The 25,366-nt window shown below is 50.3% G+C and carries 23 protein-coding genes; 15 read left to right on the top strand and 8 right to left on the bottom strand.

Features of this window, described 5'->3' with window-relative positions:
• The first annotated feature begins 130 nt into the window (after positions 1-130).
• From BZG20_RS01475 to lhgO, 4 genes are all read left to right on the top strand, one after another.
• A complete protein-coding gene (locus BZG20_RS01475) occupies positions 131-1,480 on the top strand; it encodes a sigma-54 dependent transcriptional regulator (protein WP_077577884.1) in 1,350 nt (449 codons plus the stop codon).
• A gap of 293 nt (positions 1,481-1,773) precedes the next feature.
• Positions 1,774-2,784 (top strand): TAXI family TRAP transporter solute-binding subunit, encoded by a 1,011-nt coding sequence (locus BZG20_RS01470; protein ID WP_077577883.1) that lies wholly within the window; start codon positions 1,774-1,776, stop codon positions 2,782-2,784.
• Positions 2,785-2,875: 91 nt separating this feature from the next.
• Positions 2,876-5,029, top strand: coding sequence for a TRAP transporter permease (locus tag BZG20_RS01465; protein ID WP_077577882.1), 2,154 nt, complete (start codon positions 2,876-2,878; stop codon positions 5,027-5,029).
• A 7-nt stretch (positions 5,030-5,036) separates the two neighbouring features.
• Positions 5,037-6,272, top strand: coding sequence for an L-2-hydroxyglutarate oxidase (lhgO, locus tag BZG20_RS01460; protein WP_077577881.1), 1,236 nt, complete (start codon positions 5,037-5,039; stop codon positions 6,270-6,272).
• Positions 6,273-6,334: 62 nt separating this feature from the next.
• Here lhgO and BZG20_RS01455 read toward each other — a convergent pair whose 3' ends face one another.
• Entirely contained in the window at positions 6,335-6,979 is a 645-nt protein-coding gene (locus BZG20_RS01455) for an NAD(P)H-binding protein (RefSeq protein ID WP_077577979.1), read from the bottom strand.
• A 211-nt stretch (positions 6,980-7,190) separates the two neighbouring features.
• Here BZG20_RS01455 and BZG20_RS01450 point away from each other — a divergent pair, with 211 nt between their 5' ends.
• From BZG20_RS01450 to BZG20_RS01415, 8 genes are all read left to right on the top strand, one after another.
• Entirely contained in the window at positions 7,191-7,778 is a 588-nt protein-coding gene (locus BZG20_RS01450; RefSeq protein ID WP_077577880.1) for a GNAT family N-acetyltransferase, read from the top strand.
• A gap of 19 nt (positions 7,779-7,797) precedes the next feature.
• The gene (locus tag BZG20_RS01445) at positions 7,798-8,334 is read left to right on the top strand and encodes a GNAT family protein (RefSeq protein ID WP_077577879.1); all 537 of its coding nucleotides are present in this window, start codon (positions 7,798-7,800) and stop codon (positions 8,332-8,334) included.
• On the top strand, positions 8,334-8,882 hold the full coding sequence (locus BZG20_RS01440) for a hypothetical protein (protein ID WP_077577978.1): 549 nt from the start codon (positions 8,334-8,336) through the stop codon (positions 8,880-8,882). The genes BZG20_RS01445 and BZG20_RS01440 overlap by 1 nt, the downstream gene beginning before the upstream one ends.
• Positions 8,883-9,022: 140 nt before the next feature.
• Entirely contained in the window at positions 9,023-9,544 is a 522-nt protein-coding gene (locus tag BZG20_RS01435; RefSeq protein ID WP_077577878.1) for a GNAT family N-acetyltransferase, read from the top strand.
• Positions 9,537-10,112 carry a GNAT family protein gene (locus BZG20_RS01430; protein ID WP_241826692.1) on the top strand — a complete coding sequence of 192 codons (576 nt, stop codon included), beginning with the start codon at positions 9,537-9,539 and terminating at the stop codon, positions 10,110-10,112. Before BZG20_RS01435 ends, BZG20_RS01430 begins: the two co-directional genes overlap by 8 nt.
• Positions 10,112-10,576 (top strand): NUDIX domain-containing protein, encoded by a 465-nt coding sequence (locus BZG20_RS01425; RefSeq protein WP_077480129.1) that lies wholly within the window; start codon positions 10,112-10,114, stop codon positions 10,574-10,576. The genes BZG20_RS01430 and BZG20_RS01425 overlap by 1 nt, the downstream gene beginning before the upstream one ends.
• 188 nt (positions 10,577-10,764) lie before the next feature.
• Entirely contained in the window at positions 10,765-10,980 is a 216-nt protein-coding gene (locus tag BZG20_RS01420) for a VF530 family protein (protein WP_046073336.1), read from the top strand.
• A 146-nt stretch (positions 10,981-11,126) separates the two neighbouring features.
• On the top strand, positions 11,127-11,600 hold the full coding sequence (locus BZG20_RS01415; RefSeq protein ID WP_077577877.1) for a 2TM domain-containing protein: 474 nt from the start codon (positions 11,127-11,129) through the stop codon (positions 11,598-11,600).
• Positions 11,601-11,667: 67 nt separating this feature from the next.
• Here the strand turns inward: BZG20_RS01415 and BZG20_RS01410 are convergent, their stop codons facing one another.
• From BZG20_RS01410 to BZG20_RS01395, 4 genes are all read right to left on the bottom strand, one after another.
• Positions 11,668-12,366: a gamma-glutamyl-gamma-aminobutyrate hydrolase family protein gene (locus BZG20_RS01410; RefSeq protein WP_077577977.1), complete on the bottom strand. Its 699-nt coding sequence runs from the start codon at positions 12,364-12,366 to the stop codon at positions 11,668-11,670.
• Positions 12,342-13,349, bottom strand: a complete 1,008-nt coding sequence (locus BZG20_RS01405) for an amidoligase family protein (protein ID WP_077577876.1) — start codon at positions 13,347-13,349, stop codon at positions 12,342-12,344. The genes BZG20_RS01410 and BZG20_RS01405 overlap by 25 nt, the downstream gene beginning before the upstream one ends.
• 129 nt (positions 13,350-13,478) lie before the next feature.
• Entirely contained in the window at positions 13,479-15,458 is a 1,980-nt protein-coding gene (locus BZG20_RS01400) for a hypothetical protein (protein WP_077577875.1), read from the bottom strand.
• Positions 15,451-16,677 carry a carboxylate--amine ligase gene (locus tag BZG20_RS01395; protein WP_077577874.1) on the bottom strand — a complete coding sequence of 409 codons (1,227 nt, stop codon included), beginning with the start codon at positions 16,675-16,677 and terminating at the stop codon, positions 15,451-15,453. The genes BZG20_RS01400 and BZG20_RS01395 overlap by 8 nt, the downstream gene beginning before the upstream one ends.
• Before the next feature lie 325 nt (positions 16,678-17,002).
• Between BZG20_RS01395 and BZG20_RS01390 the strand changes: the two genes are divergently transcribed.
• Positions 17,003-18,250: an FAD-binding oxidoreductase gene (locus tag BZG20_RS01390; RefSeq protein ID WP_077577873.1), complete on the top strand. Its 1,248-nt coding sequence runs from the start codon at positions 17,003-17,005 to the stop codon at positions 18,248-18,250.
• An 87-nt stretch (positions 18,251-18,337) separates the two neighbouring features.
• On the opposite strand, the gene BZG20_RS01385 is transcribed toward BZG20_RS01390, so the two are convergent.
• Positions 18,338-19,267: a DMT family transporter gene (locus tag BZG20_RS01385; RefSeq protein ID WP_077577872.1), complete on the bottom strand. Its 930-nt coding sequence runs from the start codon at positions 19,265-19,267 to the stop codon at positions 18,338-18,340.
• 90 nt (positions 19,268-19,357) lie between these two features.
• On the opposite strand from BZG20_RS01385, the gene BZG20_RS01380 reads away from it, so the two are divergent.
• Positions 19,358-20,251 carry a LysR family transcriptional regulator gene (locus BZG20_RS01380; RefSeq protein WP_077577871.1) on the top strand — a complete coding sequence of 298 codons (894 nt, stop codon included), beginning with the start codon at positions 19,358-19,360 and terminating at the stop codon, positions 20,249-20,251.
• An 80-nt stretch (positions 20,252-20,331) separates the two neighbouring features.
• On the opposite strand, the gene BZG20_RS01375 is transcribed toward BZG20_RS01380, so the two are convergent.
• Positions 20,332-23,424, bottom strand: coding sequence for an efflux RND transporter permease subunit (locus tag BZG20_RS01375; protein ID WP_077577870.1), 3,093 nt, complete (start codon positions 23,422-23,424; stop codon positions 20,332-20,334).
• A 10-nt stretch (positions 23,425-23,434) separates the two neighbouring features.
• Complete coding sequence (locus BZG20_RS01370; protein WP_077577869.1) at positions 23,435-24,556, bottom strand: efflux RND transporter periplasmic adaptor subunit; 1,122 nt, start codon at positions 24,554-24,556, stop codon at positions 23,435-23,437.
• Positions 24,557-24,761: 205 nt separating this feature from the next.
• Between BZG20_RS01370 and BZG20_RS01365 the strand changes: the two genes are divergently transcribed.
• Positions 24,762-25,337, top strand: a complete 576-nt coding sequence (locus BZG20_RS01365; protein WP_077577868.1) for a nucleoside deaminase — start codon at positions 24,762-24,764, stop codon at positions 25,335-25,337.
• Positions 25,338-25,366: the final 29 nt, after the last annotated feature.

The raw sequence follows: 25,366 nt of genomic DNA, 5'->3' as shown, positions 1-25,366 counted from the left end.
TTATTCTGCTTTAGACTGCGGTGCGCCGAACAAATGTTAAAGCAGTGTGATGAGAAAGTGAGAGCTAGCTCCTTTTCTGTTGTGTGACTTTTGCTACCGTAATGAGTCACTTATCACGGATGGTTTCCTCATGACGTTACAGACACTCCCGCGCATTGCCTTGATTGAAGATGACGAGATTGTTCGCCAGACCACCTGCCAGTGGTTGGAGTTGGCAGGCTTTGAGGTGGAAGCATTTAGTCATGGGAAAGCCGGATTGGATGCAGTGCTACAGCACCCGTTTGATGCGGTGGTCAGCGACGTAAAACTCCCTGATGTTGATGGATTATCGATTCTGAATGAGCTTGAGCTGCATCAGGTGGCCACGCCTGTGTTGTTTATTACCGGACACGGTGATGTTGATATGGCCGTGGGGGCGTTGCAAAACGGGGCGTTTGATTTTATCGAAAAGCCTTTTGAGCCCGAGCGTTTGTCTCAGCGTGTATCCGAGGCGGTTGATAGTTATCGCCAGCAAGCATCGACGCAAGAGCGACAAGCCTATTTAGCGCGTATTAGTGGACTGGAGAAAGTGCTGATTGGCCAAAGCCGAGTGATGCAACAACTTCGTGAGCAGGTGGCGAAGCTGGCGCGTATTGACACCAATGTGATCATCTATGGGGAAACGGGGTGTGGCAAAGAGCTGGTGGCTACCAGCTTACACAATGAAAGTGCGCGACAAGCCCAACGTTTTGTGCCGATAAACTGCGGCGCCATCCCGGAAAACTTATTTGAAAGTGAGCTGTTCGGCCATGAGTCAGGGGCGTTTACCGGTGCCAATCAGCGCCGCATTGGTAAGTTCGAATACGCGCACAAAGGTACCTTGTTTTTTGATGAAGTCGAGAGCATGCCGGCAAGTATGCAGGTGAAAGTGTTGCGCGCGCTTCAAGAGCACACCATTGAAAGAGTGGGAGGGAACCAGTCGATAGCGATCGATACGCGGGTCATTGCGGCCGCTAAAGCCGATCTCAATGGCCATGAAACCTTCCGACAAGATTTGTACTACCGTTTAAATGTGGCACAAATCCATCTTCCGCCCTTAAGAGAGCGTGAAGATGATGCTTTGATCTTGTTTGAGCACTTTACCCGTCAGACCAATCCGGAGACACGCCTGGCCAGTGAGGCGGATCGGCACGCCATTTTGTCTTACTCATGGCCGGGTAATATTCGTGAGCTGCGTAACGTCGCAGTGCGGTTTGCCTTGGATGATGGCATTTCAGTGATGGAAATACTGTCCAATCGCCCTTCATCGACCATGGAAGCCGTTCAATCGGATGTTCCGCTTTTAATCCAGCTACATAACTTTGAGCGCAAGGTGCTACACGAATGCTTGGTGGCGCATCAAGGGCGTATTCATGAAGTGATGTTGGCGCTCGATTTACCTCGCCGTACCTTGAACCAAAAAATGAAGAAATTTGGACTCAACCGCGCAGACTATACCTGATGCGTCGGCAAAAAGTTGCTCAGTACTATTTCGCGAGCAAGCGTTCTGTGATCACACTTTGTTTACGTTTTGTGACGGTCAACTGCTTATTGGCGCCGCACCATGAGCAAGATTTTGCTTACTAGCTGAGCGGGAAATAAGAAAAATCTTGCTCATTACCGATAAGTCCTCCTAATAATACCACTAATAACAACGTTTTAGCTGTTGGCACTCTCTTTGCTAACCATGTGTTGCTGTTAACGAACCGTTTAATTTGTGTAAATCAATAACGCAGCCCTACATGGAGAGTAACAATGAAAATCAATAAGCTGTTTAAAGCACTGACGTTTGCCGTGGCCTCATTTAGCGTCGCCTCCACCGCCGTCGCAGAAGACAGAAGCTACATCCTCGCAACGGCCTCCACCGGTGGCACTTACTACCCTGTTGGTGTTGCGCTGGCGACACTGAGTAAGGTCAAGCTTGCCCCTAAGCACCATTTTTCTTTGTCGGCAATTAGCTCTGCTGGCTCCGGCGAGAATGTGAAACTGCTTAATGAAGACGAAGCGCAATTTGCGATCTTGCAGGGCTTATACGGCGCATGGGCCTGGTCCGGCGAGGGGCCATATGCAGAAAGTGGCCGCCAAGATCAACTGCGCTCTGTGTCTATGCTTTGGCAGAATGTTGAGCACTTTATTGTGCGCAGTGAGCTGGCAGAAACCGGCACCGTGAGTGATTTGAGTAACCTTGAAGGTGAAAAATTTTCGATTGGTAAGAAGAATTCAGGTACCGAGAACTCAGGTCGTCAGATTATGAAAGGACTCGGCGTGGATCCGGAATCCTTTAATTTGGCGTATATGGGTTATGGCGGCAGTGCCAGTGCACTACAAAATGGCACCATTGATGGTATGAACACCCCAGCCGGTGTACCAGTTGGCGCGGTTACCCAAGCGTTCGCTGCACTGGGGAATGACATTTCCATCTTGTCTTTTACTGACGAGCAAATCAAAGCGGCTAACGGTAAATATAACCTTTGGACCAAGTACGAAATTCCTGCCAACACGTACCCTGAGCTAGATAAGCCGGTCACCACTATTGCGCAACCTAACTTCTTGGCCGTGCGCAAAGATCTCTCCGATGAGGATGTGTATCAGCTCACCAAGGCTATTTATGAGAATCTGTCTTTCCTTCAAGGCATTCATAAAGCCACCAAAGCGATGGCGATTGAAAAAGCGATCGCTGGTTTGCCTGTGCCGCTCCATCCAGGTGCAGCACGCTACTATCAAGAAGTGGGTATCGACATCCCGTCTGAACTGGTAATGGAATAACGCAATAGCGCAATAGCGCTCCGGGATGGCTCGGAGCGCTTATCGAGATCAAAGATTGCATGGAAACGCAGACACTGCTTGGAGTAAAGGGATGAGCGAGCCAGTTAAGCATCAGTCAGTTGAGCAAGAGCCAGATGAAACAGCGTTGGAGAAATTTGAATTACCCACACGCGATGACTTTCCGTGGGTGACCACCACCATCACTGTGCTGGGCGTGGTGTTGTCTGTATTGCACATTTGGTTTAACACCTTATCAACGCTTCCCGAGTTATGGATTTCCGCGACACACTTTGCGGGGTTTGCGGTGATTTGTGCGCTTTGGTACCCGGCACATATCTCTTTGAAGCGGAATAAAATAGCGCTGGCGGTCGATATTTTTATCGCGTTAGGTGCAGTGGCTTGTCTGCTATATATCCCTTATGCCGAAGATGCGTTATACGCGCGTGGGGTAAAATTTGTTACTGCTGATTGGGTATTCGCCAGCTTAGCCATTGTGATTGTGGTGGAGCTGATTCGTCGTACCATGGGGTGGTTTATTCCCATTTTGATTATGGTGTGCTTGAGCTATGTCGTGCTGTGGGGCGAGTGGGCGTCGGGGATTTTTCACTTTCCCGGCTTGAGCCTAGAAACCCTGTTATATCGCAGTTACTACTCCTCGGAGGGGATGTTTGGCGCGATCACCCGAATTAGCTGGACGTTCGTGTTCATGTTCATCTTATTTGGCGCCTTTCTTGTTCGCTCTGGGGTTGGGGATTACATCATCAATGTGGCGCGTGCGGCCGCGGGCAAAATTATCGGTGGGCCGGGCTTTATTGCGGTGATTGGCTCTGGGCTAATGGGGTCAGTGTCAGGCTCGAGCGTAGCGAATACCGTATCCACCGGGGTGATCAGTATTCCTTTAATGCAAAAAGCCGGTTTTCCGTCGCGCTTTGCTGCTGGGGTCGAGGCATCGGCTTCAACCGGGGGACAATTAATGCCACCCGTAATGGGGGCGGGGGCGTTTATCATGGCCTCGTACACCCAAATTCCTTACGTGGATATTATTGCCGTATCACTGGTTCCTGCGCTGATCTACTTTCTTTCGGTGGGCTTTTTTGTGCGCATCGAAGCAAAGCGCAGCGGCGTGCAAAAGATTGTTACCACTGAAGACTCCTTATTGATGGTGCTTCTCCGCGGTTGGCATAACCTGATCCCCCTTGCGGTGCTTGTCACCTTGTTGATTAAAGGCTTCACGCCCACCTATGCCGCGGGTATTTCGATTATCTCTGTGATTTTCGCTTCCTGGTTTTCTAAAGAGCATCGGATGGGGCCGAAAGCGATCATCGAGGCCTTGGCGCAAGGGGCAAAAAATATGGCCACCACCGCCATTTTGCTCGTGGGGATTGGTTTGGTGGTGAATGTGATCAGCACCACGGGTATCGGTAATACGTTCTCGCTGATGATTGATGGTTGGGCGAACGGTGATCTGTTTATGATGCTGGTGCTAATTGCTGTCGCCTCGTTAGTGTTAGGGATGGGCTTACCAGTGACCGCTGCCTATATCGTACTGGGCACCTTGTCAGCTCCCGTACTGTATAAGCTTATTGCTGAAAGCCAATTGTTGGAGCTGCTGGTATCAGGCCAGCTTCCCGAGCAAGCCAAGGCGATATTTATGTTGGCGGCCCCAGACAAACTCGATCTTTTAAATGCGCCCATGACCATGGAAACCGCTAAGCAAATGGTTGCCTTAGTGCCGGCTGACTTTATGGAAACTTTGTTAGAGCAAAGCTTAGGGCTGGAGGCGGTCAGTTTGGCTCTGCTTGCTGCGCACTTGATTATTTTTTGGTTATCGCAAGACAGTAACGTGACGCCACCGTTTTGTTTGACGGCATTTGCGGCGGCCACCATTGCTAAAACCCCACCGATGCGAACCGGGCTGATGGCGTGGAAAATTGCCAAAGGCTTGTATCTCGTGCCTTTGCTCATTGCTTATACCAGCTTGGTCAGCTGGGATATCGCCTCGGTGTTAGAGGTTGGCTTTTTTGCCATTATTGGTACGTATGCCTTAATTGGCGCGATTGAAGGGTATCTTGAAGGGCCGATTAACTGGCTAAGCCGCCTTTGTCTATTAATGATTGGTGCCTTATTAGTGTGGCACGATATTCCGTTGTGGCTTCGCTTAGTGAGCGTCGTTGGGTTTGCGAGCCTGTTTATATACAGTGGGCGCAAGTATCAGTTGCAACAATCTCAGCTGCCAGTGTCATGAGGCGTGTATGAAATCTGTTTATGATTATGTAGTTGTCGGTGGTGGTATTGTTGGCGCGTCCACAGCCTGGCAATTAAAGCAGCGATACCCAGACTGCTCTGTATTGCTGGTGGAAAAAGAGGCAAGCGTTGCCCAGCATCAAACCGGGCATAACAGTGGTGTGATCCACGCGGGTGTCTATTATCCACCAGGCAGTTTAAAAGCCGATTTCTGTAAACGAGGAGCGGCGCTGACCATTGAATTTTGTGCCAAGCACGATATTGCGGTGGAGAACTGTGGCAAACTATTGGTCGCCACCAACGAGCAAGAGATGGCTCGGATGCGGGCGCTCTATGAGCGATGCTTAACCAATGATATCGACGTGCGCTGGCTGGATGCGGCGGCGCTTCATGCTGAAGAGCCGAATGTTAAAGGCTTGGGTGCCATAGCGGTTCGCGCGACCAGCATTGTTGACTATCGGCGGGTGACTGAGCAAATGGTGTGTGAGTTTGAAGCGCTCGGCGGTGTCACCCAACTCAATACAGAAGTGATTGGGGCCAGTGAAGCGGCTGAACAAGTCACTCTCCATTGCCAAGCAAGCGGGGAGCGTCTGACGATTCAATGTCAATTTGTGGTGACATGCAGTGGGTTGATGGCGGATAGAATGACCCAAATGATGGGGATCCCGACAGCGTTTCAAATTATCCCTTACCGCGGGGAATACTATCAACTTGCGAGCCAGTACCAAGGCTTTGTTAATCACCTTATCTATCCAATTCCCGATCCCGATTTACCTTTTTTAGGCGTTCACCTCACGCGGATGATAGACGGCTCCATTACGGTTGGACCTAACGCGGTGCAAGGCTGGAAGCGTGAAGGCTATGGCAAGGTGAATGTCAGTCTGAAAGATACCTGGCAAATGCTGACCTTTGCTGGGTTTTGGAAAGTCACCATCAATAATCTAAAAGCCGGCTTGGTTGAGCTGAAAAATTCCTGGTGGAAGCCGGGTTATGTCAAGCAGGTGAACAAGTATTGCCCAACGATAAAAGCTAAGGATTTGAAGCCTTATCCTGCGGGGATCCGTGCTCAAGCCGTGTTAAATGACGGCACCTTGGTCCATGACTTTCTGTTTGCTGAGAGTGCGCGGAGTTTACACGTGTGTAATGCGCCATCGCCGGCCGCGACCTCTGCGATGCCGATTGGTGAATACATTTGTGACAAGGTGACGCAAAAACAGCAGTGGCTCAGTAATGAGGCTGATTAGCGTTGTTACATATCGGAAAGTGAAAGCCAGCGCCTATTCGTGGCCGCTGGCTCTTACTTTGATTATTGGTAACCCACGGTAAATGCTTGCTGCAGATGCTTAGGTGTTTCGGCTTCATCAAGCATAGCGACCGCGAAGTCTTCCATTGAAATGCGAGACTGTCCGTCACTATCTGTCACTAAGGTGTCTGTCCCCAATGTGTACTGACCGGTGCGAGTACCAGGTGCGATCATGGCGGCAGGCGAGAGGTAGCTCCAAATCACATCTTGGCTGGCTAAACATTGCTCATATTGCACTTGGCACGCGCGTGCTATCTCAACGGCTGAGGCGGGGAGAAAGCCCTTTGCGTTTAACACGGTTTCACCGTCAGTGCCCGGAATCATCAGTCGAGCGGCACCGCCGACAATCAGAACGCGCATTTGATGATGTGCTGCGCCTTGGACGACGGCTTGGGTTAACACGGGTAACTGTGCTTCTTCGCCTGTCGGTGGGCGTAACGCCGTAATGGCAAGATCATGATCAGCCATTACCGATGCCACCTTGTCCGCATCGTTCAAATTGACGGCGACAGGCGTTACGCCGTCGGGTAACTTCGCAAAAGCGGCCTCGTTACGTGTGACTGCCGTGACCTTATGCCCGCGTTGCAACGCTTCTGCCACAATTCGACTGCCAATATCGCCCGTGGCACCAAATACGATTATATTCATTGTGTTAGTTTCCATGTCATGACTCCTGTGTGTCCTTATGCCGCGCGATAACCAGTAAAAGGATGCGGCTGTCATACGGTTGTGGTTAAACCATGCTGAACTGATTAAGTTATTATTAATTATTTATCTTGATATAAAGATAAACGCCATTAATCTTTACGTCAAGATAAATGTGTGGCTTTTTTAATCTAGGAAAAAACTGGGGGAGCCAATGGATATCGCGATCCAGCAAGGATGGCCGCTTGAGCAAGCACAAAACGTCGCTGAGTTATATGAGCAGGCGTTTGGGATGAAGTTCGCACGGGCAATCCCTAATCAGGCAGCGCGCGTGGCGATACTATCCCGATGTTTCGTCCCAGACTTTTCGTTTGCTGCTATGCAAAACGGCAAGGTGGTGGGGTTGGCCGGGTTTCAAACCCAAGCCGGCGCGTTGACACAGGGTATGGGCGCAAAACAACTGATCGATAGCTTGGGGCTCATCAAGGGTACTTGGGCCTGTGCAGTATTGGCGCTGTTTGAGCGTAAAGCGGCATCCAATGAATTAGTGATGGATGGCATTGCCGTTGATAGCGCGGTACGCGGGCAGGGGATTGGCTCCCACTTGTTGGATGCCATTATGGATTATGCCCAAGCGCATGGCTTTGAAAGCGTTCGGTTGGATGTGATTGATAGTAACCCCAGAGCCCGCAAGCTTTATGAAACCAAAGGCTTTGTCGCCACTAAAGAAGAGCGCTTTCCGCACCTAAAATGGTTAGTCGGCTTTTCAGGCGCCACCACCATGGTCAAGGCGCTGAGCTAAAACAACAAGAGAGACAAGGATGTTTATGATTGAAACACGTCGACTAGTGCTGCGTGACATGCAGCCAAGCGATGAAGAGGCGTTTGTTCACTTAACGCAACACCAGAAGTACCAGCGTTTTTATAGCGAAACGGACTGCCAGCCAGAGACATACCGAGACTTACACGCGCGCTTTATCGAACAAGCCAACGCAAATCCACGCGTGGCTTATCAGTTGGCGGTTATCTGCAAGCAATCAGAAAAATGTATTGGCACTGTCGGTTTAAGGCTTGAGGACAACCATCAAGCATCCATCGGGTGCGGCTTAGCTGTGGAGGCGCAAGGCGCGGGGCTAATGAGAGAGGCGGCTGTCGCACTGGCCAACTTCGGTTTTGAGTGTCTGGGCGTGCATCGGTTATACGCTGAGACCATTAACGATAATCTCGCTGCAACCAAGCTTTGTCGTTCACTTGGCATGCGACAAGAGGCCCATTTTCATCAGCATCGTTTCTTTAAAGAACGGTGGTGGGATACGGTGGTTTACGCCATATTACGACACGAATGGGAGCAAGGATGATGAAAAAAGCACTGCTTGGCGCACTGATCGTTACACTGCAAGCGTGTACCAGTACGCCCGTTGGTAATGAAACGACCGACGCTGCAGAATGTGTCGGTAGCACGGCGTTGCCAAGCGCATGGGCAGATAAGTTTGTAGCCGTGGACGATCCAGCGCTACTGGCGGCGTCGCTGGGTCAGCCATTGGAAGGGAAGCTTTGCCAAGGCAAGGTATATCAGGCGACTGAAGGGGTAACAGTGTATCGTGCGTGGAATAGCACCAACCCGCATAGTCAGTTTGGTCACTGGTGGGCGTTATCACAACCGTCTGGCTTGGTGGCGGATTATCGCCAAGACTATGAGATTTGTTATCAATGGTCGCCGCTCGATAAATTGGTACAGTGCACCTTGCAACCAGGCGCCAAGATTGTGGTGGGTAATGGTCAAAGCGCGAAATGTTCCGAGTATTTAACCTATCCAACCTCAAGTGCCCAGCAAGTTTATCTGCAAGAGGCGGAGCAAGCGGTTCAACATTGTCAAACGTTTGATGCGGTGATGCGTTGGCAGTGATGCGCGGCAATCAACCATTCAATCACTCCTGTGTGGCGAGCAGGGCGCGCTAAGGCGGCGGATGATAGGCGGCCAATAAGTGTTTATTTTTCAATATCAATGAGATAGCCTAGTTCTATTATAGGACTTGGAACAAGCACATGGAATTAGTCGTCCCCGCACTCAATCACCAAGCAGCCTTTACACGTTTTTATGATGATTTTGTTCAGTTTGACCCCGACAATGCCGATTACTATCGGTCGGGGAAAGACGATTTCCCCACTTACGTGACTCGGTTAACGGATGAGTCATTGGGTAAAAACCTTCGTAAAGGGTATGTGCCGTGTAGTCATTTTTGGCTGCTTGATGCTGAGCAACAAATCATTGGCGCGATTCGGATCCGTCATCACATCAATACGCCATTTCTAACCCAAGAAGCTGGACACATTGGCTACGACATTGCGCCATCATATCGTGGACGCGGATGTGGCAAGCAAATGTTAGCCTTAGCACTGCCCAAGGCGAGAGAGCTGGGGATCACTCGCGCTCTAATTACCGCGAATGAAGACAATATGGCATCGCGCCAAGTAATTGAAGCCAATGGCGGCACGTTGGAAAACATCATCAATGATGAAGTGTTCAATGAATCATTGGCTCGGTACTGGGTGGATATTAATGGATGATTCCCCGCGCGTAGACCAATTGGACAGTGACCGTCTGTTGCTGGTGGCACCCAATATGACCCATCAGCCTTTCATTTTAGAAGCCGTGTTGGAAAGTCAGCACACCCTTGCGCCTTTTATGGATTGGCTTCCGCACGCGTTGACCGAATCGAGCTCGATTGAAAACACCCAACAAGCGATTGATGACTTCGACATGTTTATCAATGAACTACGCTACTCGATTTTTGAAAAATCGACGGGGCAATTGGTGGGTGTGATCAGCTTAATCATCCGCAACATCGCGATTCCTTATTTTGAAATAGGCTATTGGCTGCGGAGCTCCAAAGAAGGCCTTGGCTATATGAGTGAAGCGGTGCGAACGCTAGAGCAATACGCGTTTAATGACCTTAATGCCAAGCGTGTCGAAATCAAAACTGCCTACGAAAATACACGTAGCCGTGCGGTAGCCGAGCGCTGTGGTTATCATCAAGAAGCGATACTTATCAATGACCGTATCCTGCCGAGCGGTGCGATTTCTAGCACTGTGGTTTATGCAAAAGTGGCGGCATTTGAAACAGAGGAGAAATAATGATCCCTGTGAATACTTCCGTGGTCTCGGGCGTAGCGCTCTCTCGTATTGACGGGGAGACAAAAATGCTACTGATGAAGAGAGTGAAAGGTGGCTTCTGGTGCCATGTTGCGGGCTCGATTGAAGCGGGTGAGACCGGAGTGGACGCCATCGTCCGTGAGTTTAGCGAAGAAACCCAGATTGCGGTGGCTGATTTATATAACGCGCAATTTTTGGAGCAGTTTTACGAAGCATCGGTGAATGTGATCGAGCTTATTCCTGTATTTGTGGTGATGTGTGATGATAATCAAGCCATCACGCTTAATGAGGAACACACCGAGTTTCGCTGGTGCTCACTTGATGAGGCAAAAGCCTTGGCGCCGTATCCAAATCAGCATGCCGTATATGATCATGTTTGGGCTTACTTTGTTGATCAGCCCGTTAACCCGTTATATCGCGTCAACTTGCCTAACCATCAGGAATGAACCATGAGAATGGAACGCTTTTTTACTCAAGATGACATCATATTGCACGGTGACACGGTTTCCTTGATACCAGCTAAACCTTGATTATAAGCTGGCGCGCTACCGTGGTTAAATTCGCGTTTTGCAATATCGTCACGTAAAGTAGCGCTTTTATTGACGAGCGCGTGCTCGAGTTGCTGAGAACCCTTATGGATACACAACCCAATAACCCGCTGCACGGGTTAACCCTACAAACCATTTTGACCCGTTTGGTTGAACACTATGGTTGGTCAGGCCTCTACCAACATATCAATGTGAACTGTTTTTCTAACGATCCTTCGATGAAATCATCGTTGAAATTTTTGCGTAAAACGCAGTGGGCGCGCGATAAAGTCGAAGCCTTGTATATTGATACCTTTTGCTAAGGGTAAAATACGCGGATTGGCTATCGGGCGGTTTTTTTGTAAGTAATTGATTTTAAGAAACTGTCGTTAATGTGTCGGGGTGCTGTCGTGGTAATGTCGCCCCCATTTTGCATAGTGTCGCTAGGGAAGAGCACAAAGGAGCAAGGATGAACGTGAAAGCACTCAGAGTTCAAAAAGGGTGGTCGCAAGACCAATTAGCACAATTTAGTGGGCTAAGTGTTCGAACGATTCAACGTATCGAACGCGGCCACAAACCCGGATTGGAGTCGCTGAAATCGTTGGCTGCTGTGTTTGATATCGACATTAGTGATTTGCAAAAGGAGACAGACATGCAGGCAGATACTTCAATGAGTCCAGAAGAAAGAGTGATTGCCAATCGCGTCCGTGCCCTCGGCGGGTTTTATTCTCATTTGACGCGCTATGTGGTCGTGATGGCGATTTTGTTTATTATCAACTGGCAAACTAACCCCGGCTATTATTGGGCTTGGTGGGCAGCAATGGGATGGGGGATTGCAGTGGTCAGCCACGGCGTCAGTGCTCTGGGCATTGTCGATCTCTTTGGTGATAAGTGGGAAAAACGCCAAATAGAGAAGCGACTGAATGCGCGGTCAAAGCGTTAGTCGCTACCTGATAACGCCGAGCGAATGTGCCTCGGCGTTTTTGTTTTTCACCAACTAACAGACATCTTTACTGAGATGCCGCTTGTCGCTGCTGGAAGCGCGTTGCGTGCTCGACTAGGCCCTTAAACAGTGCACGCTGACAGCGAAGATAAAGCAAGAATTCTGGATGCCACTGTACCCCCAGTGTATAAGGGCGGTTGGGCGACTCAATGGCTTGTACAATGCCATCTAAATCACGTGCGCTTACCGTCAAATCCTCGCCTAACGCGTTAATCGCTTGGTTGTGTAGGCTGTTTATTTTGCGTCTGCCTTGCCCCAACCGTTGCTGTATATGGCCGTTGACATCACGCAATATACACAAGGTTTTCATCGGGAATATTGTCCAGCGATGAGAGGTTTTTTTGCGTTGCTCGCGCAAGCTTTGGTGCAAGGTGCCGCCTAAACAGATGTTGAGAAGTTGCGCACCACGGCAAATGCCCAGCAAGGGCTTTTGGCTCGCTAATGCGCTTTTTATAACTTTGCTCTCTAGCGCATCGCGTTCAGAGTCGTAGTTGGGTTTCACTTCGGGCTCGGCGGCGTACAGCACAGGCTCGACATCGTGCCCGCCAGTAATCACCACGCCTTGATAGGCGTCTGGATCTAAGGTGGTGCCGGGGTGCAGTTGTAACGGTTTGCCTCCATAAAGTTTGACTGCCGCGGCGACAAAAAAACGTGGCAGCCTTGCGCCTTTACTAGGGCCGGTTATTGCGATGACGGGTTTATCCATAAATTGTGCACCTTTTCCGCCCAATTATTAACGATACGTGCCAATGGGTCGTTGAGATAGCCCAAATAGGCTTTGCAGCATGTTTCCAGTCGTGCAGGATCGGCGGCGAGTTTTTCGACTTCCACCCAATCGTTCCATGCTTCGTGAATGCCCCAATGGGGTCGGCTGACTTTACTGTCCGGCAACCGATAATGAAACGTTGGCCGTGCTTGTGTGAGCCCATCATCAATCACTTTATTCACTCGCTCAGCATCAAGGTGAGTGAATAAGGGCAGCATATCTAGCGCACGGTTGCGTGTAGGATTATCAATCAGATAGTCGTCGATTAGGGTATCGAGATCCGGCCAATAATCAGCGGCTAGCACGCGTTCAATATATGCTTTCGGGAAAGGGTCGACATAGTTGGTTAGACGCCGCGATAAATCAATATCAGCACGCTTTAAAAGCCAGTCATACAAACATAAGAATGCTTTTAAATGAGCACAAATCGTTTTGGCGGTTAAATCAGGCAGCTCTGGGTTGAGCTGCATGCCAAACGCATAAACTGGGCTGTCTTCGGTTCCTTCGGCACCTTGTTGACGCAGATGAGCAATGAGTTGGTCAACCTCTTGCAGGCGGTCAAGTGGCAGAGGCGGGCCGACAATTTCCACGGGGACAAAGGCTTTTGCCGCCCATGCCAATAGATCTTCGGCGGATTGATCCAGTCGGTTGGTCACGGTGTTTTCACTACGATCGCTTTGTCCCAAGCGCTTGAGCTTGGCATAGTCGAGTTCCACTACCCAGTCTCCGGCTTTGTCTCCGCTCAAGCGGCGATCATATCGACCCCCTCGCTTGATGTGTAGGGAGAAAAAATCCGCCACTAAACGCGTAATGGTATCCAGCTCTAAGCCACTGAGCTCTATCTCAACGCCTACGCGACGCGTTTTCCCCTCAGCGTTGGTGATCTGAGGCGGTGTTTTCAGTGATGAATCTGGCGCATCCATGGTTTTTAAGCCTCATTTTTTATCAACGATAGATAAGAGGTGGGGATAAACCTTTGACACTTAAAGGCCTGAGGGGATAAATAATAAACACCTGTTCAGTGGTTTCGAGACCACTGAACAGGTTGATGCTTAGCCATTAACAACGGCATCTGTGCTGTTTTCTATGCGTTCTTGTGCCCAGCTTTCAAACGCCATACGCTTGATTTCATTGAGAGCTTCGCTGGGTAGAGGACTCTTTATACCAACTTGAATCGTGTCATCATGGTACAGATATAGTCGAGATAAAAATTGCTCAAAGGGTAAGGAAGCTTCCCCGTATTGCTCTCCTTTCCCTTGCGTTGACACCACCACATCGTGTCCCCAATCTTGACCACTATCGTTATTGGGGTTGTAAAAATAAACCCGCATCACGCTGTCTTGGTCAAGGGCGATACGTATCAAGGTGATCGCGTGCCAGCCGATAAATCGGCCCTGGCTGCTGGTGACTGCGATCCCAACCGGCTGGGGATGTATAACGGGAATATTGCCGTTATAAAGCGGATGATAACTGCGATAGAAGCTCTCGATAAAACTATCAAACTCTTTCAGTTGTCCTGTTTTAACGTCAACGGCAATCATGAACTCACGCCCCACGTACCAACCATGAAATTCTGGATTGATCCACTTATGGGGGTCTTCCTCTCGGTTGACACAAAGCCGGCCCATTTCGATGTAAAGTTTATCCAAATGCGGCACCAGAACGACTGACACAGGGTCAGTATCGAATGGCAGTGCGGTACTCAGCCCCTGTAAGAGGGTGTGAGAGTCTAACGACTGTCCTTCAAAATGCATGCGTAGGCTCTGATTGCAAGCAATTTGAACGATACAGTTAAGTAAGTAATCAGGGTCATTATACGCCCACATGGATATTGCACGTGCCGATTGGCAAGTCGGGTTGTTGCCTTGAGCCACACCTAGCGGCTGGCCAAGCACTGACATGACACCCGCTAACAGATGAACGCGAGCGGGGAGTTGCTCACCAAAGGCCAAGGTCAGTGTATGGGCGACGTCTGGGTGTAGGTTGAGATGAATCTGACGCCACAGACTCGGGGCGACAGGCGCATCGAACAGAACACCCCGTTCAAGCATCATTGCCAAACCATACACAGCTTGCGCGGTTTGCGGATAAATGGCTTCCTGGATCAGTGTGTGCACCAGCTGACGATAGGTCACTAGGCAGTCTAAGCCAGTATTACTTAAACCTAGCGCGGTGGGGAGTGTGTCGCTTCCCTCATTGTCCAGTAACCATCGTAAAAATATGGCGTGGTAATCAGATGCTAAACCGACATCATGCATCGCACGTGCAAATCCCAACGCCTCTTGTTGTAAAGCATTGCTGTCCATTGCATTCAGACGCTCACAGTACGCGTCCACCCCCGGATCGTCATAGCAGCCCTGGGTTGGGCCGTATAACGCACTGACAAGACGATCGATGCCGAGCTTGGCTTCACCGAGGTTAATCTGCTCCTGCGACACCAAGATAGAGATCTGATTGATCATTGCCTTAATTGGATTGACCTGAATGGGGCGCTGCGCGAGTACACGCCAAACTTCATCAACCAGTTCACTGAGAATGGTTTCATAGCCCAAGTGGCTGAGAATAAAACGATATAAAGCACTAATAGCGGGCGCCGTTGCACCGAGTCGAATACGGCTCGACTCATCGGTAAGACCCATTACGAGTGATAAATTGAGGCTTAATACTCTGGCAAGAAATTGATGTGCTTCTTGTTGGGAAAAAGGCGGGGAAGAGAGCTTCCCCTCGACGATAGCCAGCATTCGAAGCTGGCTGAGACAATCTAGCACCACGGTGGCTTTGTCGGCATGCGCGAGCGTATCTGGCACGAGATTCGGTACGAGATACTCGGGCTGCCCCCAATCTGTTCCCTCAAAAAGGCCTGCCTCAGTGAGAGTAACAATCCGTGAGTACAGTTGATTAATGCCGTCATCCTGTGCCAATACACGCCCACAAATATCAATCACGTGAAATTGGTGGCGTGCCTTGGCGATGGAGCTTACTTGACCAAGTTGTTCAACGGCATGATCAAGCTTATTGAGTAAGCTAGACATAGAAATCAAGGTCTTCCTGTGCTTTTAATAAGTCACGCATAACATGCGGGTCGTCACCATAAAAGTGTAGCAAACCCCAGTGTGTGCCAAATGCACTTCGTTTAGGCACTTTCCCCTCCATAGGTGACTGCAGCTCATGAAACTCAAAGTACTCGTGATTCTCGGTCTCTTCAGGTATGGCCAGCTGGCTTACCACTCGGCGTCTTGGATATACCCCAAAGGTACCGGCGACGCCTTTGGCATCTTTGATAGGCGTTGGGAAGAAAGCGTTGAGTTCTTCGTCAGTTGTTTTAGGGTCAAACGCTACCACCATCGCTTGATAGCAGTTAAAGTCATAAACACGTTCAATAATTTCAAAGCCTTGGAAACCGGGTGGGCGGTAGGCTACTTCACCGAAGTACATCTGGCCATCGTTAGTAACAAAGTACTCTGGATGGATAAAGCCGAAATCAATATCAAACGCTTCGATCAGCTTCTCGATTTCCTGGGTCACTTTTTCCCGATATTTTTCCAACTCGGGGGAGGCCGGAACGAAAACAGAGTAGCCGAGGGTGACGTACTCGGAGATGTTTAAAAACTGGATTTTGCGGTTTTTAATAAATGCTTCGACAGCAAACTCCCAACCATCGAGGTGGCTTTCCATTAATAGCGGGAACTCTTCATCGGAAACACGATCGAGATCATCAGGCTCACGCACCACCCAGTGGCCTTCGCAGCCTGCTTTGTCAAAGGCTTTGAGGTGGATCGGGTCATTTGGGTCGCCGTCAAGTTTCAGCAAGGCTTGGTTAACCCGGCGCAGGAAACGTACCACGTCGGATTTATCTTGCGCTTCTTCAAAGATCCCAACCCGAATACCGCCGATTTGTGCACGGCGTTTCATTAAGGATTTATCGCGGAAAAGAAGCGACTGTCCCATCAGCTTAGGGTTTTTGAGCAGCACGGCGTTAATGGCGCCGGCCCATTCTACGGTTTCTTCGAACAGAGGAATCGCCACATCGACGCCCATTTCTTGTAGGGTGGTGGCAATTTCAAAGGAACGGTCATTGAGGCGCTCAAAGTCCCAAGGAAGGTAGGGGATATCATGCTCTTTGGCATACTCTTCTGCCCATGTTGGGGCAACAACGACATATTTACGATCGAAACGGCTAATCGCATCAATTGCATTGAGGCTCCATCCTAGAATGACGACGAAGCCTTTGTTTGGATCATAGTCAGCCATATTGCTTCCTTTTACGTCGAATGTGTTTTGTCACTCTCACATAGCTAGGTCTAAATAGTAACCACTTGCCCCTGTTTCTCTGCTGGAAGTGTGCGCTAGCTAGCTGCAATCAGTAAGAACAATGAATTGTTTCATTGACAAAGACTTACTTGCTTGAGCTTGTCTGACAGGGGCGGGGATGGTCGAAAAAGTGTGAGATTGATTGTTAAATACCTCTACCTGCATTGGTTAAAAGCTTGTAACTTATGTGCAAAAAGCACACAACGGCACAATGACAAGCAAAGTACAATAAAAACATAATTTCAAGTTATTCAGGGAGTGAAGTATGGCAAAGCGGGTAGTGGTATTAGGTGCAGGCATGGTAGGTGTCTCTGTGGCATGGCACCTTTTAAAGCGCGGGTATGAGGTCATCGTGGTCGATAGGGTAAGCCCCGGACAAGAAACCTCATTTGGTAATGCCGGGATTATTCAGCGCGAGGCGGTTAGACCCTACGCATTTCCCCGCGACCTTGCCACCTTATTGCGCGTATTGCCGAATCGCTCGGTCGATATTCGTTACCGTCCTACGAGCGTTATCCGAGCCGCCCATCCGTTATTACAATACTGGCATTATTCCAGTGAGAGTAAATACAAACAATTGGTGCCAGAGTACGCGGCGTTAATTATGCAGTCGTTAGACACTCATGAGGAAATGATTGCCTCCGCGAACGCAGCGTCCTTGATTCGTAAGGAAGGTTACCTCAAGCTTTTCCGCACGCAAAAAGCCTTAGATGATGAATGCACGCGTGCCGCCGCAGATCGTGCCAACTATGGCGTTGACTATGAGGCGCTAAACGCAGCACAGATCACGGCGATGGAGCCAAATTTAACGGCTTCGCTGGCGGGCGCGATCCACTGGAAACAACCTTGGACAGTCACCGACCCAGGCGCTTTGGTCAAGGCCTATGCTGACGATGTGATTGCTAAAGGCGGCGAGATTAAACGCGCGAACTTGCAGGCATTGAAACAAGCAGGCGAGCAGTGGGTTATCGAAACCGATGACGGTCAGTTACATGCTGACCAAGTCGTAATGGCAATGGGCCCTTGGTCCTCTTACTGGTTGCGTCAACAAGGTCTAGAAGTCCCTTTGTTTACCAAGCGTGGCTATCACATGCATTACCAATGCGATGAGAAAAAGCCACTTAATCACTGGATTATGGATGCGGAAGTGGGGTATTTGCTGGCACCTATGCGTGCAGGTATCCGCTTGACCACGGGTGCAGAGTTAACCGCCTTGGACGCCCCCACGGATCAAAGCCAGCTGCAAGCAGCAGAGCATGAAGCGAAGGCTTTATATCCTATTGGCGCGCGTATTGATGAAACGCCGTGGAAAGGTGGACGTCCGTGTATGCCGGACATGAAACCGGTGATAGGTGAGGCGCCGCAACGTAAAGGGTTATGGCTTGCCTTTGGTCACGGCCACCAAGGATTTACGTTAGGGCCGGTCACCGGGAAATTATTAGGGCAAATGATGGATGGGGAGGCCACGGATGTGGATATGCAACCCTATCGTGTCACCCGATTCGGCGGATAACCCTATGATGAGGCATGAGTTGCACGCGATGAAAACGAGTCACCGCGCGCGACTCATGATGCACTTAGAGGTATAATAGCGACACCGCTAAGCAGAGCGTGCAACGCGCCAGTGGCGTGGGTGAGGGAGGCGCGGCAGCAACAGTCCTGCGATTACAATGACAATGCCCATCACCTGAAGTTGGCTCACGGCTTGTCCCATCAAAAACGCGGTGAGTACCGCGAACACGGGCACAAAGTTAAAAAAGAGTGCTGCATTGGCAGAGCCGAGATGGCGCACGCCGTTGAGCCAGAGTAAGTAACCGGCGACGGTACCCAGCACACCGATATACAGGAGTTCGGAGACGGCCAGCGGACTTGCAGCCCAAACTTCGCCAAATGGATGAACCCTTGGTGTAAGCGCACACATGATGCCAATCACAGTCGCACCACTGAGCATGCCTAAAAACGTGTAGGGGATCACCGGCATCCAGCGGCCAATGCCTTGGCTGAAGAAGGTGTATGCACTCCATGCAAACATGCCAGTGAAAATCATCTGATCACCTTGGTTAAAGTTTAATTGGCTGAGCATCTGCCACTGCCCATTGGTGATCACCACGAGCACGCCCGATAAACTCACCACCAAGCTGAAAACTTGTCCCTTACGCGGCAATGCGCGAATCGCGATACAGGCGATAAGTGAAGTCACCAACGGGCTGAGCGCCATGATTAATGACCCATTGGTCGCTTGGGTGTACTCGAGCCCAGTGAATAAACAGAGGTTAAGACCGCCAATCCCCACGGCGCTGACGGTAGTCGCCCACAGCCACTGCTTGGCGCTGAGTGTGGGAACGCGGCTACGGGTGAGCTTGAGATAAAAGCCTAGACAAATCGCGGCGACGGCAAAGCGCCAAAAGACCAAGGTGAGCGCATTCACTTCATTCAGCGCATCTTTACCAATAGGAAAAGTGCTACCCCAAAAAAAGGCACATAAAATGAGAAGGGCAACGGCTTTCCACAGTGAAGCAGTAGTTGTCATAGCAAGACCTGACTTGTTGAGTGATGGGCGCTAGTGTATAAGTTTCAAAATATGAATAAACCGGCAATATCAGAACGGTAGATTCCAAATATGAAACCTAACTATTCCTTAGACGATTTGCGCTGTTTTTGTACTGTGGCGCAGTTGGGGAGTTTTAAAGCCGCGGCGCAGCAGCTTGCCATGCCGCAATCCACCCTAAGCCGTCGAATTCGCCAGCTTGAGCAGGATCTTGCCCTGCGTTTACTCAATCGCGATGCACATCGTATCTCTCTGACCCAAATTGGCCATCGCTATTTTGAACGTGCCGCAGGGTTGTTCGATGAGTTGCAGACACTGAACGATGATTTGGTGAGCGAGAAACATCACCCTCAGGGCAAAATTCGTATCAGCGCACCCATCAATGCCGGTAAGCAGTTTTTACGCCGCGTCTTTTTCGACTTTATGCGTGAGTATCCAGAGATTCAACTGGATATTAACTTTTCCAATAGCTTGATAGATATTGAAGCGGAAGGCATGGATGTGGTGTTTCGAGTCGGGAATCCGGTAGTAGAAAACTGGATTGCACGGCCGCTCACCGATATTCACTTCATTTTGTGCGCCAGCCCTGACAGTGACTATCACGATGTGCGCTCTCCTAGTGATCTGAGAGGTAAATCGGTGGTGATTTGTCATCCAATGACAGTTTGGGAGCTCACACACCATCAAACGGGGGAGGCGTTTGATTATCAAGCCACCACGGGTATACGTGCAGAAGTGGATGAAATTCAGATGTTAACCCATGCGGTGGAGGCTGGATTTGGCATCGGCTATATTCCTGATTATTCCGCGCTACCTTTGATAGAAAAGGGTGAATTACAGCGCGTGTTACCGCAATGGTGCAGTCGAGCGCGCACGCTATTTTTACTCTATCGAGACCGAGAACAAGTGCCTTTGCGTGTTCGATTGCTGGTGGAATTTGTTCTCGCGCGTTTTATGTCCTCTTAGCGCGTAACCGGATATAAAAGGCTGTTGCCCGAGACAATAGGGGCCACGTTACAGTGGCCCCAATGGGTACGATTTTTCGATTAATCGCTATGATGCGTCTGCGCTGGCGATAACTCGGTGGATGCCGGCGTGATGGTTTTGGCTAAGAACAGATACATGGCAGGCACCACGAACAGGGTGAACAAGGTGCCCAGTGTCATCCCACTGGCAATCACTAGGCCCATGGCAAAACGGGCGCCAGCACCGGCTCCTGAGGCAATCAATAGCGGGATCATGGCGAGCACCGTCGCTGCCGTGGTCATCAAGATAGGGCGTAAACGGATGGCGGTCGCTTCTTCAATCGCCTCACGTTTGGTCCGTCCTTCTTGTTGGAGCTGATTGGCGAACTCGACGATCAATATCCCGTGTTTAGCAATCAGACCAACGAGGGTGAGCAAGCCAACTTGAGTGTAAATGTTCAAGGTAGTAAATCCTAGGCTGATAAATATCAGCGCGCCACAGACACTCATTGGCACGGTGACCAAAATAATGATTGCGTTTTTAAACGACTCAAACTGCGCCGCTAAGATCAAGAAAATCACGATTAAAGCAAAGAAGAAGGTCACGACCAGTTGCTGGCCTTCGCTCATAAACTGGCGTGACTGCCCGGCATAATCGACACTAAAGCCTGCTGGCAATTCTGTCGCCGCAATTTCTTCGAGTACACCCAGCGCTTCCCCCAAGGGAACACCAGGGCGCGGTACACCGGAAATTTTCACCGCATTCAGCTGCTGAAAACCGCGCAATGCTTGGGGCTGCACACTTTCTTCTAAGGTCACTAACGTTGACAGCTGAACCAATTCACCGTCTTGGTTGCGAGTGTAAAACTGGCGCAATTGTTCCGGTGTGAGGCGTTCATTACGCGCCACTTGGGGGATCACTCGGTAAGAGCGGTTTTCCAGTGAAAAGCGTCCCGCATCCGCCCCGGATAACAATGAGCCCATATCCGCGGCGAGCTGTTGCATATCGACGCCCATCAAAGCCGCCTTTTCACGGTCGATCTTGACCGTTTGTTTGGGGCGGTCAATGCTCAGATCGGTATCGACAAAGATAAACCGCCCAGTCTGCATCGCTTTGCCCACAATATTGTTCGCCACTTCATTAATCGCCTCAAAGGGTTGTGTTGAGCCGATAATAAATTCAACCGGTGTGCCGCCGCCCGGAGACGGCAGTGAAGGGGGCACCAAGGCAAAGCTGCTTAAGCTCGGTTGGCTGTCCATAAAGGGTTGAATCTCGTTTTCCAAAATCGCTTGGGTACTGCGCTCTCGCTCATCCCATGGCGCAAGTACAATACCGGCTATTGCGTTATTGGTGCCGCCAGAGCCATTGATAATAAAGACGTTGTCGATTTCTGGTACATCGTCAATCAGACGGTTTAATTCATCGGTACTGGCAGACAACGCATCCAGCGTGGTTTGGCTGTCGGCTTCGAGTATGGAGAACACAAACCCTTGGTCTTCGGCGGGCTCAAGCTCAGAAGGACTGGTGATAAACAAGAAATAGCAAGACACTAAAACAATCGCGCCGAACGTGAGGATCACCGCATTGGTATTCAACAAGCTATGGAGTGTGCGTTGGTAGCGATGATGCAATCGGTCAAACTGCTTATCCAGCCAGTGCTCAAGGGAGCGCTCTTGGGTCGCTTTGTCCGCCTGATAGGGCTTGAGCACATAGGCACACATCATGGGCGAGAGCGTGAGTGCCACCACGCCGGATAAGATCACCGACGCGGCGAGGGTAAAGGCAAATTCAACAAACAACACCCCGGTTAAGCCACCGACAAAGCCGATGGGCAGGAACACCGCGACCAAGGTAGTCGACATGGTGATAATCGGCCACGCCAGCTCGCGCGCGCCTTCCAGTGCGGCTTGTGTTCGGCTTTTACCTTCTTCGATATGGCGGTGCACGTTTTCAAGCATGATAATCGCATCATCAACCACCACACCAATCGCCAGCACCATGGCAAGCAGTGTCAGTAGGTTGATGGAAAATCCTAACAGCCACATTAAAAAGAAGGTGCCGATGAGCGATACGGGGATCGCGACCGCAGGAATGACCACCGAGCGTAACGACCCCAAAAAGCCATAAATCACAAAGACTACGATGGCTAAGGCGAGAATAATCGATATCACTACTTCATCAATGGCATTATCAATATACTCGGTTGAATCATAGGCGATATACGCCGACAACCCTTGAGGCAACTGGGTGGTAATGTCGGCATCCCATACCTGATTCACCGCCTCAATCACATCCAGCGCATTGGCATCTGGCGAGACTTCGATGCCGATAAAGGTGGCATCGAGCCCGTTAAAGTTGACCGATGTTTGGTAACTTTCCGCGCCGAGCTCAACGGTCGCCACATCACTCAAACGCACAACAGATTGGCCATCACTGCTGATCACCAGATCTTCAAATTGTTTCACGTCATGAATGTCGGTGGCGGCGTTTAAATCAATCGCTACGTCTTGGCCTTTGGTGCGCCCTAGCGTCGCAAGCACATTATTGCTGCGCAGGGCGGCAATCACATCCGTACCGGTGAGATCGTACGCGGCCATTTTGACCGAGTCGAGCCAGATTCGCATGGCAAAACTACTGGCACCCAACACATCAGCACGCTGCACGCCGGGAATCGTCGACAGCTGTGGCTCGACCACCCGGACCAAATAATCGGTAATTTGATTATCAGTGAGGACGTCAGAATAAAACGCGAGGTACATCGCTGCGACCGTTTCCCCCACCTGCAGGGTGACGACGGGCTCACGGGCATCATCAGGGAGCTCTGAGCGCACCTTATTCACCTGTGCGGCAATCTGCGTGAGTGCTTCATTCGGATCGTAATCAAGGCGTAAATAGGCTTCGATGGTGCTCACACCAGCGGTTGAGGTGGAGACTAAGTAATCAATCCCTTCTGAGGCAGCGATTTCACGCTCCAGCGGCGTAGTGATAAAGCCTTGAATCAGGTCGGCATCTGCACCGATATAAGTGGTAGAGACACTGACCACTGCATTTTTGATCTCGGGGAATTGCCGCACATTCATGTCGGTGATGGCGCGTAAGCCGAGCAAGATAATGAATAGGCTCACTACGGAGGCCAAGACGGGTTTCTTGATAAAGACGTCGGTAAATCGCATCGAATCGCTCCTATTGATTCACAACGTTGGGATCAAGATCTTCGCTCGGCTGAACACGCTCATTGTCACTGATCTTGATGTTGCTGCCGTTACGGAGCTTGAGGAGGCCGGAGGTAACGATACGGTCACCGGGTTGAAGGCCGTCTTTAATCACAATCATGTCACCGCGGCGCGCGCCCGTTTGCACAAAGCGCTGTTGTACCGTCAATGCATCGTCTTGCTCTTGGATCACGAAGACTGCGTTGCCATACGGATTAAATTGAATTGCGCTTTGTGGTGCCAGCAAGACATTTTGCGTTTCTTCACCTTGATCAAGGCTCACGCGTGCGAACATACCTGACCGTAAAACGGCATCTGGGTTGTCAAAGGTGGCTTGAATATCGACACTGCGACTCGACGGCGTCACAACCGGCGAAATTGCAGTCACTGTGCCGGCAAAGACCTCGTCAGGCTGTGCGCTAATCGTGGCAGAAACGGTTTGACCATTTTTCAACGTGCTGAGTTGCTGTTCCGGCAAGGTAAAGTTGAGGTGAATCGGGGTCACTGACGTGAGTGTCGCAACCGCTGTCCCCGGGGACATTAATTGGCCAAGACTGACTTCTCGGATGCCAATGATGCCGTCGAAAGGCGCGGTTAATGACTTTTGCTCAATGCGCGCTTTTTGGCTGTCGACAGCGGCAATCGCTTGTTTGGCTTCGCTTTCTTTGCGCTTTAGCTCTGACTCGGAGATGTTTTTATCTCTAAATAGCCGCTGATAACGCCGCAGTTCAAGTTGTGCCAGTTCTGCCACGGACTCGAGCCGACGCAATTCTGCCTCATCAACGCTGGCATCTAGCGTGAGGAGCAATTGTCCCTTTTTCACCGATGTCGCGTTATCGAACATAATATCGTTGACAATGCCGCTTGCCTCGGTGGTTAGCTGGGTTTCATTAATGGCCGCAAAACTGCCAATAGTGGTCTGTTGTTCACGCCAAGGGTGGGTTGAGACTGTGGTGGCCGTCACGGTGACCGTGGGGGCAGGCATGTTGTCAAAGAATTGGTTCATAAAATGGTTGCCTACCGCTTTGTAAGCAAAAATTCCCCCAAAAAGGAGACCACATGCGACTAACATAATAATCAAACGTTTTATCATAAAAATCCCTGAACAGAGTTGCTATCACCACCCTTGGCTAACAAGTACAGACGAAGGCGCAAAAGGTCGATTAAACCAATAACAAATATCGAATTGACCAATACAAACCTTATCACTGTTTGGTTCATTAATTGCGAGTAAATTGATGATCTTGTGGTATGACGCAGCTTAACGTTATCTGTCAGATGGAATAAGGAGAGAGCGGATGCTATTAAATGCAAACAGTACGGTGAACGAAGCGGCGCTGCGTGCCATGGCGCATATGCCAACGCGCAGTTTGCCGGTGCTGGTGGATAACAGCTTCAGCCAAAAACTAACGGATGCGGACTTGATGCGCATTGCGGTGCTGCTAGCCCAAAAAAGCGCTGAGGAAGGAGGATGCCCCATCGGCGCGGTGATTATTGACAATGAAACACGTCGTATAGTGGGCAAAGGACACAACACCTTGGTGCAAGAAAACCATCCCTACAACCACGGTGAAACGGCCGCGATACGTGATGCCGGGCGAATCGACTTCAGCCAAACAACTTTGTTTACCAGTTTAAGCCCATGCGATGTGTGCGCGGCATTGATCGCCATGCGCGGTTTCTCTCGAGTGGTGGTAGGGGATATCACCAGTGCGAGCGGTAACGAGACGGTGCTGCAAGAGAAAGGGGTGATGGTTGATGTGCTGGAAGATCCACAGGGCATTGCGCTGTATCAGCAATTTAGAGCCGAGCACCCCGAACAAGAGTTGGAAGATTGGCAAGGTGTGAGTGCCGTAAACGCTCGACAAGGATGAAGCGCCGCGCAAAGGCGGCGCTAGTTACT

It is taken from the genome of Salinivibrio sp. IB868 (assembly GCF_001995655.1).
Taxonomy (GTDB): Bacteria; Pseudomonadota; Gammaproteobacteria; order Enterobacterales; family Vibrionaceae; genus Salinivibrio; species Salinivibrio siamensis.
The sequence above is the reverse complement of the archived record's forward strand: the minus strand, read 5'-3'. Positions and strand labels throughout refer to the sequence as shown.